We start from the raw sequence: 8,108 nt of genomic DNA, 5'->3' as shown, positions 1-8,108 counted from the left end.
ATTAATGTCCTCTGGGCGTTGGGGCAGACTCTCTCCTGAGGATCCCTGGGGACGAATGAGCTCGATCGGCAGGCCATCGGGATCGGCGATGAACGCCACTTCATAGACCTGGCCCCCAATTTGCTGGAGCTGGGGCGGCAGCAGCAGGGTAAGGGGCACTTGCGCTCGCAAATGTTCTAGGTAGTTGGCCAGGGATCCCCATTCGGGGCCCACCTCAAAAGCGGGGTGATAGTAGCCCACATAGTGGGGATCCCCAAAGGGATCCGGGGCAGGATGGGGCTGCGGCACTTGCATCAGCTCCAAACGCCCCCAGGGGCCGCGCATCCAGCAGGCCAGCGTGATCCCGGCAGTAAAGCGTTCTTCCACCGCAAAGCCCAGCCCCTCGTAAAAAGCGATGGAGCGGAAGATATCGGCGGTGCGAATGGAAAAATGGTGTAGTTTCATCGTCCTGCAAAGCAGCCAGATGGGGCCAGACCGCTCGGATCATCGCCGATGACGGCTGGTCAAGCGCAGGTAGACTTGCTACGCTCCAGAAAAGTAGGCTGTCTATCTTAAGCACCTCTTGCAGTGTATGCTGGCCCGCCCAATCCTTGGGGCGGGAAATGCGACAACCTAAGCCGATTGCTGCCAACCTCAAGTATGCCTAAGCTGGTCATTGTCGAATCTCCCACCAAAGCCCGTACCATCCGTGGGTTCTTGCCTGCGGGGTATGAGGTTCAGGCCTCGATGGGACATGTGCGGGATCTTCCCGATTCGGCATCTGAAATTCCAGAAGAATTGAAAGGAGAAGAGTGGAGCCGCCTGGGGGTCAATGTCCACGCCGACTTCGAGCCCCTCTACGTCATCCCCAAGGACAAAAGAAAGGTGGTCAAGGAGCTGAAGGAAGCGCTCAAGAAGGCGGACGAGCTGATCCTGGCCACCGACGAAGACCGCGAAGGGGAAAGCATTAGCTGGCACTTGCAGCAGGTGCTGCAACCCAAAGTGCCCACCCGCCGCATGGTGTTCCACGAGATTACCCGCGAGGCCATTCAGGAGGCGCTGCAAAACTGCCGTGAGGTGGATGAACAACTGGTGCGTGCCCAGGAGACCCGCCGCATCTTGGATCGCCTGGTGGGCTATACCCTGTCGCCGCTGCTGTGGAAAAAAATTGCCCCCAAACTCTCGGCAGGGCGGGTGCAGTCGGTGGCGGTCAAGCTTTTGGTGGATCGAGAGCGGGAGCGGCGCGCCTTCAGAAAAGCCTCCTACTGGGATCTCAAAGCGGAGCTGCAGCCCAAAACGACCGTCGCCGGCCAGCAGGCTGTCTTTCCAGCAGAGCTGGTGAGCTTGGGTGGCAAACGCCTGGCCAATGGGCAAGACTTCGATCCCAGCACCGGCCAGCTCATTGCCGGGCGGGATGTGGTGTTGTTGGATCAGGCCCAGGCCGAGGCCCTGCGGGATCGCTTGCTGGGAAAAGCCTGGATCGTCAGCTCTGTGGAAGAGCGCCCCTCCACCCGCAAACCTGCCCCTCCCTTTACCACCTCCACCCTGCAGCAGGAGGCCAACCGCAAGCTGCACCTGTCGGCCCAGCAGACGATGCGCATTGCCCAAAAGCTCTACGAAGAGGGCTACATCACCTACATGCGCACCGATTCGGTCCACCTGTCGGAGCAGGCCATCCGCGCTGCCCGCGCCTGCGTGGAGTCGATGTACGGCAGAGAATATCTCAGCCCCGAGCCCCGTCAGTACACCACCAAAACCAAAGGGGCGCAAGAAGCCCACGAGGCCATTCGTCCTGCTGGATCAGAGTTTCGCCTGCCCAGCCAAACCCCCCTCTCCGGCCAGGAGCTGGCCCTCTACGACCTGATCTGGAAGCGCACCGTCGCCAGCCAAATGGCCGAGGCGCGGCAAACCCACACCATCGTACTCATCGCCGTAGACGATGCGGTGTTCCGGGCCAGCGGCAAGCGCATCGATTTTCCCGGCTTTTTCCGCGCCTATGTGGAGGGATCCGACGACCCAGAGGCGGCTTTGGAAGATCGGGAGGTGCATCTGCCCCTGTTGCGGCAGGGGGATCCCCTCCGCTGCCAGAAGCTGGAACCCGTTGCCCACGAAACCCAGCCTCCAGCCCGATATACGGAAGCCTCCTTGGTCAAGGTGTTGGAAAGTGAGGGCATTGGCCGCCCCAGCACCTACGCCACCATCTTGAATACGATCATGAGCCGTGGCTACGTCAGGTCGATGGGGAATGCCCTCGTGCCCACCTACACGGCTTTTGCAGTCACCGAGCTGCTGGAAAAATACTTTCCCAACCTGGTGAATACCCGCTTCACCGCCGAGATGGAGCAAACGCTGGACGACATCGCTTCTGGACAGGCGGAGTGGTTGCCCTATTTGCGCCATTTCTTCTTGGGCGAGCAGGGTCTTGAGGGACAGGTAAAGGCCCGCGAGTTGGAAATTGACTCCAGCCTGGCCCGCTCCATCCATCTGGAGAACCTGCCCGTCAAGATCGGCATTGGCCCCTATGGCCCCTATGTGGCGGTCGAAACCGAGTCCGGAGAGGTGCGCGCCAACCTGCCGGAGGATATTCCCCCCGCCGATCTGAGCGCAGAACACATCGCGGAGCTGATCCAGCGGAAGCAGGAAGGCCCCAAGCCCATTGCCTTTCACCCAGAAACCCAAGAGCCCATCTACGTGATCCCGCAGGGCCCCTATGGCCCCTATGTGCAGTTGGGGGAAGTTTCTGAGGACAACAAAAAACCCAAGCGCACCTCTCTGCCCAAAGGGCTGAAACCGGATCAGGTCACGCCAGAGATCGCCTTGGGGTTGCTGAGCTTGCCCCGCACCTTGGGGGAACACCCGGAATCGGGGAAAAAAGTGCAGGCCGGCATTGGCCGCTTCGGCCCCTACGTGGTCTGCGATGGCGATTTTCGCTCTCTGCCCGCCGATGAGGATGTGCTGACCATCAGCCTGGAGCGGGCGCTGGAGCTGCTGGCCCAGCCCAAGAAAAGCCGTGGGCGCGCCTCGGCCAAGCCCTTGCGGGAGCTGGGATCCCATCCTGAGGATGGTGAGCCGGTCAATCTGCACGACGGCCCCTACGGGCTGTATGTCAAACATGGCAAGGTCAATGCCTCTTTGCCCAAAGGGATCCCTGCCGAAGCGGTTACCCTGGAAATGGCTCTGCAGGTGCTGGCTGAAAAAGAAGTCTCTTCTGCAGAGGTCAAGGGGAAAAGCCGCTCGACCGGCAAAGCGGGCTCCTCGGTCAGTAAAACCCAAGCCAAAACTGCCTCCAGCAGCCCTACAGCCCAGCCGGCTGGAGATGCTGTGCCGCAGAAGCGGCGTAAAGCACAAACAACTTCCACCGGCGGCGGGATGGCCAAAGAGCCGCAAGCGAATGGGTCAGCCCAGGTGGGATCCCGTTCCACCATTGTGAGGATCACGCCCAAAGCTCGCGCCTGAAGTCAGCTTTTCTGCCACAGCCCAAGGTCGCCTGCTCAGGGTGGCTTAGGGGTTAGCCATGTAACAGTTTTGCTGACGACACAACTGCTTCAAGGGCCGCAAGCAGCGGCCACGGCGGCTTCCCGATTGGCAATGCAACCCATTGCTTCTGCAAACGGCAAGGGATCCTGCTGCTGGCGCTTGAGAATCTGGGCATGTTCCAGCTCGCTGCAGTAGCAGTAGGCAGGATGGCGACGATGGGAATGCGCAAGAGACACAGGAGTATTGAAGTCGGGATCAACAACCTTCAGCTCAACGTTATCACCTGGGTGCCGGGGAAGTAGTGATTGAGAATTTGCGGCGCTGTGTAGCCCTTCTCGGCCAAGCCACGGGATCCCCACTGACACAGTCCCACCCCATGGCCGGCCCCACGATAGGTGAAAAGGTACACTTCCTGCTGGCCGGGCTTTGGCTGGAGACGTTCCCACGTGAAGCGGTTGCTGGGGAGGATCCCCCAACCCAGGGTTTGGCCAAGGCGCAGCACAAACTCTTGGCCGGTCAACAGTTGGGATCCAACGCGGATGCGCAGGGGGCGACCCCAGGGATCCGACTGCACAATCTCCAGATCGCCGTTGCCGAAGGCTGGCTCCAACTCCCGTCGGCTGAGCCGGACGCTGTGAGGGCCATAGAAGGGAGAGGCGCGACACCCGTCACAGATCACCCCTTGTAGGTAGGGGCGGGCGGGTGGGGCAAAAATATCCTGATTGGCGCTGGTGTGGCCCCCACAGGTGGAGTGAAACAGAACCTCTATCGGCTGGCCGGCATGGGTTAGGATCTGCCCTCGGGTTGCCCGCACCGCAGCAGTGGTCGCCGCCGTCTCATAGGCCAGGCCACCATAGAACTGGTGGGCGGTGGAGTCTTGCAATGGCCTTATCGGGGCAGAGGGCCATTCTCTTCTGGGGCCGGGGCACAGATGGGGAACGGCCAAGGTACGGGCCAAGATGGCTTGCGCCTGCAAGGCGGCAGCTGGCCAGTCGGCGGGCATTTCGCTGGGCACCAAAGCCAGCAGATAGTCTTCCAACTTCACCCAATTCACCAGATGCAGGCGACCTAAACCCTTGGGACGAATCTGTACCCAGCCCCGATAGCGACGCTCCTCCCCTGCGAGGGAGCGCAGAGCTCCCCCCTGTAGCCAAAGGGATCCCTGGTAGCGACGAGGCTGTCCCGGCCCGGTCAGAAGGAGCTCTTGGCGGCGAACCTGTAACTTCCAGGTGCCTGTTGGAAAAGGCTGCTGATTTAAAACAAAAGGGCCCATCAGCTCCAACTCGGCCAAGGGATCCGCACTCCAGCGGCTGAACAGCTCCACGGCCAGCCAATCTCCGCGCCCGGACGTTTGGGCCTGCCGAGAGCCTCCCCAAACAGCCCACAGGGATCCCAGCACCATCGCCCCCAACTGTCGTCGCCGCATAGGCCCCATCCGGGCATCCTCTATCGATAGACCATTCCCCCAGAAATACTGTCAAGATGAGCTGGCCAGCAAAGGATCGTATCCCAGTTGCTGGGTAAGCCGGGCGCGGGCCAATTCCCGATATTCCCAAAAGTGTTCTCCTGCAGCGCAGAGGCCCAAATATAGGTTCAGCAGGCTCGGTTTCTGTCGCCAAATCGTCCATAGCTGCCGCCAAAATTGGGCGCGGATTTCGGGATGAAGGATCCCTTGCCGCCAGATGAGTTGTAGAAGCAGGTGGATCCCTTTGCGAAGGGGCAGCTTCATCATTTGCCGTCGGCCATCTTTGATGCCGATATTCAGGCACTGTTGCAGGCAGCGAGATAAATATCGCGCAGGATCATACAGTTTCCAAAAACTTTCCAGATACTCTCGGGCAATCTCCGATAGAGAACGGGTGGGAATGAAATTCATCAGCGTATTTTGATCGCCGAACTCAGTCACGCCGATCCCTTCCAGCAACCGTTCCTCTTTCTTCAAGCGATTCCAGAGCTGTGTGTTTGGCAAAGCCTGTAAAATGCCCAGCATTGGCTGAGGAATACCGGTTTGCTCGACAAAAGCCTGAATGCGCTCCCCTGCTCCTGGCCGCTCTCCATCAAAGCCCAGAATAAACCCAGCATAGATCAGCAGTCCGGCCTCGTTGATCTTGCGACAGGCCTCCACCAAAGGGTGGCGGGTATTCTGGAGCTTTTGGGTCATCTGTAGGCTGTCTTGGTCTGGAGTCTCAATGCCCAAAAAGACCGCATAGAAACCCGCCTCTACCATTAACCTCATCAGTTCTTCGTCTTCGGCCAGGTTGACTGAAGCCTCTGTCATAAAGGTAAATGGATAGTTGCGCTTCTGGCTCCAGGGGATCAGCTCTCGTAAAAATCGCTTGACGTTGCGCTGATTGCCGATAAAATTGTCATCCACCACAAATACCGAACCCCGCCAACCCAAGTCATAGAGAGCTTGCAGCTCGGCTAGCATTTGACTTGGCTCTTTGGTTCTCGGCTTGCGTCCGTAAAGAGAGATGATGTCGCAAAACTCGCAATTGAAGGGGCAACCTCGCGAAAATTGGACTGACATCATGAAGTATTGATCCATACGCAGCAGATCAAACCTTGGCAAAGGACTTTGGGTTACATCCGGTTTTTCCGCAGCCCGAAAAATGCCCGACTCTTGCCCAGCTTCTATAGCCTTGACAAAGGCCGGTATGGTCACTTCCCCTTCATCCAAAACCAAATAGTGAGCACCAGATTCCAGGGCATCCTGTGGCACAGAAGTTGGATAGGGTCCGCCCACCGCTACTTTTTTGCCCAACTGCACCGCTTTGCGAATGAGGGCGTGGAAATCCTGCTTCTGCACCAACATGGCTGACAAGATCACCAGATCGCACCACTGCCAATCGGCTTCTGTTTCATCAGCTACATTGCGATCCACAAAGCGAATCTCCCAGTGTTGGGGTAGCAGAGCAGCAACGGTGATCAAGCCCAGAGGTGGCATTAGCGCTTTTAGTCCCACCATCTCGATGGTGCGATTGTAAGACCAGAATGATTGAGGAAAACGCGGATAGAGCAGCAACGCCTTCATACCAACCAGCTCCTGAGTTGCAGATCGACCAACTTGATCCCCTACTGGTTTCCTATCGATTTGCTAGGCTTAGATAAAGCAGCCACAGATCAAACGCCTGCTCGCAATATCCTGCTGATGTTAGCCATTGGCAGATCTTGTGCAGGCTATCTGTGGAGAATCCTATGGTTCTGCGGCAAAAACTTAGCGGGCAGGGCCAATGGAGTAAAGCTTATCGGGATCCCTTAAAGTTGGTTTTGGTTATCGTCGGGCTGAGTGTTGACGTTCCCCTAGCGTACCCCCTGCAATCTTGAACCAAACCCTGCCCTCTCACGGCTGGGGACGAAGTCAGTTCTGCACACCTTGCTCAAAAACCTGCTGAACCAAGCCGCTGACGATGGAAAGTACAATTGCGCCGATAAACGCCCAGCCGAAATTATCGATGTTGAAAGCATTCCCGGCCAGCTTATCGGCAATGACCAAGCAGATGCCGTTCAAAATTAGCCAAAACAAGCCCAGGGTAAGAACCGTAATCGGCAGGGTGATCAGCCGGAGAATCGGCCTAACCAAACCATTGACCAGACCAATGGCCAGAGCCGCCACCAAAGCCCCGCCAAACCCGGAGACGTGGATCCCGGGCAAAAGCCAAGCCAGGATCATTACACTCAAGGCTGACATCAGCCAGGTGGCCAAAAGAGTTGCCATGCTCTCTCCTCTGCCCTGATGGGGCCGCGATTTTGCCCTCTATGCTAGCTGATCTCCTCAGGGATCCCTTGCGCAGAAACCTCTTCAGGGCTGTAAGTTTGCAGGGCCAAAGCATGAATGCTCCGCCCCATGTGTTCCGCCAGAGCGGCATACACCAGGCGATGTCGCTGTAGGGTCGTTTTGCCGACAAACGAAGGCGACACTACTTGAACTCGGTAGTGCCCTCCTGTCCCGCCCCCGTGGCCGATGTGAAGGTGGGACTCATCCTCCACCTGCACATGAAGAGCCTGCAGCTTCTCCATCAGGTGCTGCCGAAGGTAGTCGGGGGTAAGCATGGCAACCCCTCTGGATGAGATGGGATCCCTTAAGATTGAGCCGTGGCCTTAGCAAAGGCTGCCTCGACCAGCGGACGCAGCTCGTTGCGGGCGTGCATCTCTTGGATGATGTCGCAACCGCCCACAAACTCCCCATCAATATAAATCTGCGGGATAGTAGGCCAGTTGGAAAACTCTTTAATCCCCTGGCGGATCTCAGGATCCTCGAGTACGTTAATCGCCGTGTAGGGGAAGCCCAAACTATCCAGCACACGAACGGCGGCATAGGAAAACCCACATTGGGGCATTTCCGGGGTGCCCTTCATGTAGATGAGCACCTTGTGGGTGCGGATTTGCTCACGGATTTTCTCTTCCAAAAGGGGATCCAGCATGGTGTTCAGCCACTATAGCGACAACAGTCGATAGGCAAACTGGCATCCTATCGAGATCTCATTTTCGTCTACTTTTAACATGCTCGACACTTTTCCCACGGTTGGGCCGAGAGATTCTCTCATAGACTCTGTTCTACGGACGCCACCAGCAAGCCCCATTGCCCAGGGCTGGCCCAAGCCCCCAACCTATCCAGGCAGCGACCCCAGGATCCATGTTAATTTCTACAC

The 8,108-nt window shown here is 57.9% G+C and carries 8 protein-coding genes; 1 reads left to right on the top strand and 7 read right to left on the bottom strand.

Annotated features, from left to right (window positions below):
* A partial coding sequence (locus NW819_RS00140; RefSeq protein WP_414329315.1) for a VOC family protein occupies positions 1–444 on the bottom strand: 444 nt, incomplete at its 3' end.
* Positions 445–639: 195 nt separating this feature from the next.
* Between NW819_RS00140 and topA the strand changes: the two genes are divergently transcribed.
* Positions 640–3,435 carry a type I DNA topoisomerase gene (gene topA, locus NW819_RS00135; RefSeq protein ID WP_414412524.1) on the top strand — a complete coding sequence of 932 codons (2,796 nt, stop codon included), beginning with the start codon at positions 640–642 and terminating at the stop codon, positions 3,433–3,435.
* An 89-nt stretch (positions 3,436–3,524) separates the two neighbouring features.
* Here the strand turns inward: topA and NW819_RS00130 are convergent, their stop codons facing one another.
* The 6 genes from NW819_RS00130 to grxD all read right to left on the bottom strand — a co-directional run bounded on the left by NW819_RS00130 (position 3,525) and on the right by grxD (position 7,877).
* The gene (locus NW819_RS00130) at positions 3,525–3,692 is read right to left on the bottom strand and encodes a hypothetical protein (RefSeq protein WP_414412523.1); all 168 of its coding nucleotides are present in this window, start codon (positions 3,690–3,692) and stop codon (positions 3,525–3,527) included.
* Positions 3,693–3,721: 29 nt separating this feature from the next.
* Positions 3,722–4,891 carry a SpoIID/LytB domain-containing protein gene (locus NW819_RS00125; RefSeq protein ID WP_414412522.1) on the bottom strand — a complete coding sequence of 390 codons (1,170 nt, stop codon included), beginning with the start codon at positions 4,889–4,891 and terminating at the stop codon, positions 3,722–3,724.
* 42 nt (positions 4,892–4,933) lie between these two features.
* A complete protein-coding gene (locus tag NW819_RS00120) occupies positions 4,934–6,490 on the bottom strand; it encodes a B12-binding domain-containing radical SAM protein (RefSeq protein WP_414412521.1) in 1,557 nt (518 codons plus the stop codon).
* Between the two features lie 327 nt (positions 6,491–6,817).
* Positions 6,818–7,174: a phage holin family protein gene (locus NW819_RS00115; protein WP_414412520.1), complete on the bottom strand. Its 357-nt coding sequence runs from the start codon at positions 7,172–7,174 to the stop codon at positions 6,818–6,820.
* A 44-nt stretch (positions 7,175–7,218) separates the two neighbouring features.
* Positions 7,219–7,509, bottom strand: a complete 291-nt coding sequence (locus NW819_RS00110) for a BolA family protein (protein WP_414329320.1) — start codon at positions 7,507–7,509, stop codon at positions 7,219–7,221.
* Positions 7,510–7,538: 29 nt separating this feature from the next.
* On the bottom strand, positions 7,539–7,877 hold the full coding sequence (gene grxD, locus NW819_RS00105) for a Grx4 family monothiol glutaredoxin (protein ID WP_041437553.1): 339 nt from the start codon (positions 7,875–7,877) through the stop codon (positions 7,539–7,541).
* Between the last annotated feature and the right edge of the window lie 231 nt (positions 7,878–8,108).

The sequence above is a fragment of the Synechococcus sp. R8-2 genome (assembly GCF_047461715.1).
Lineage (GTDB): Bacteria > Cyanobacteriota > Cyanobacteriia > Thermostichales > Thermostichaceae > Thermostichus.
This window is presented reverse-complemented; position numbering and strand designations above follow the sequence as displayed.

What these genes read in the sequence shown, in the direction of transcription:
- topA (WP_414412524.1), top strand. Translation starts at nt 640, where the DNA reads ATGCCTAAGCTGGTCATTGTCGAATCTCCCACCAAAGCCCGTACCATC.
- NW819_RS00125 (WP_414412522.1), bottom strand. Translation starts at nt 4,891, where the DNA reads ATGGGGCCTATGCGGCGACGACAGTTGGGGGCGATGGTGCTGGGATCC.
- NW819_RS00120 (WP_414412521.1), bottom strand. Translation starts at nt 6,490, where the DNA reads ATGAAGGCGTTGCTGCTCTATCCGCGTTTTCCTCAATCATTCTGGTCT.
- NW819_RS00115 (WP_414412520.1), bottom strand. Translation starts at nt 7,174, where the DNA reads ATGGCAACTCTTTTGGCCACCTGGCTGATGTCAGCCTTGAGTGTAATG.
- NW819_RS00110 (WP_414329320.1), bottom strand. Translation starts at nt 7,509, where the DNA reads ATGCTTACCCCCGACTACCTTCGGCAGCACCTGATGGAGAAGCTGCAG.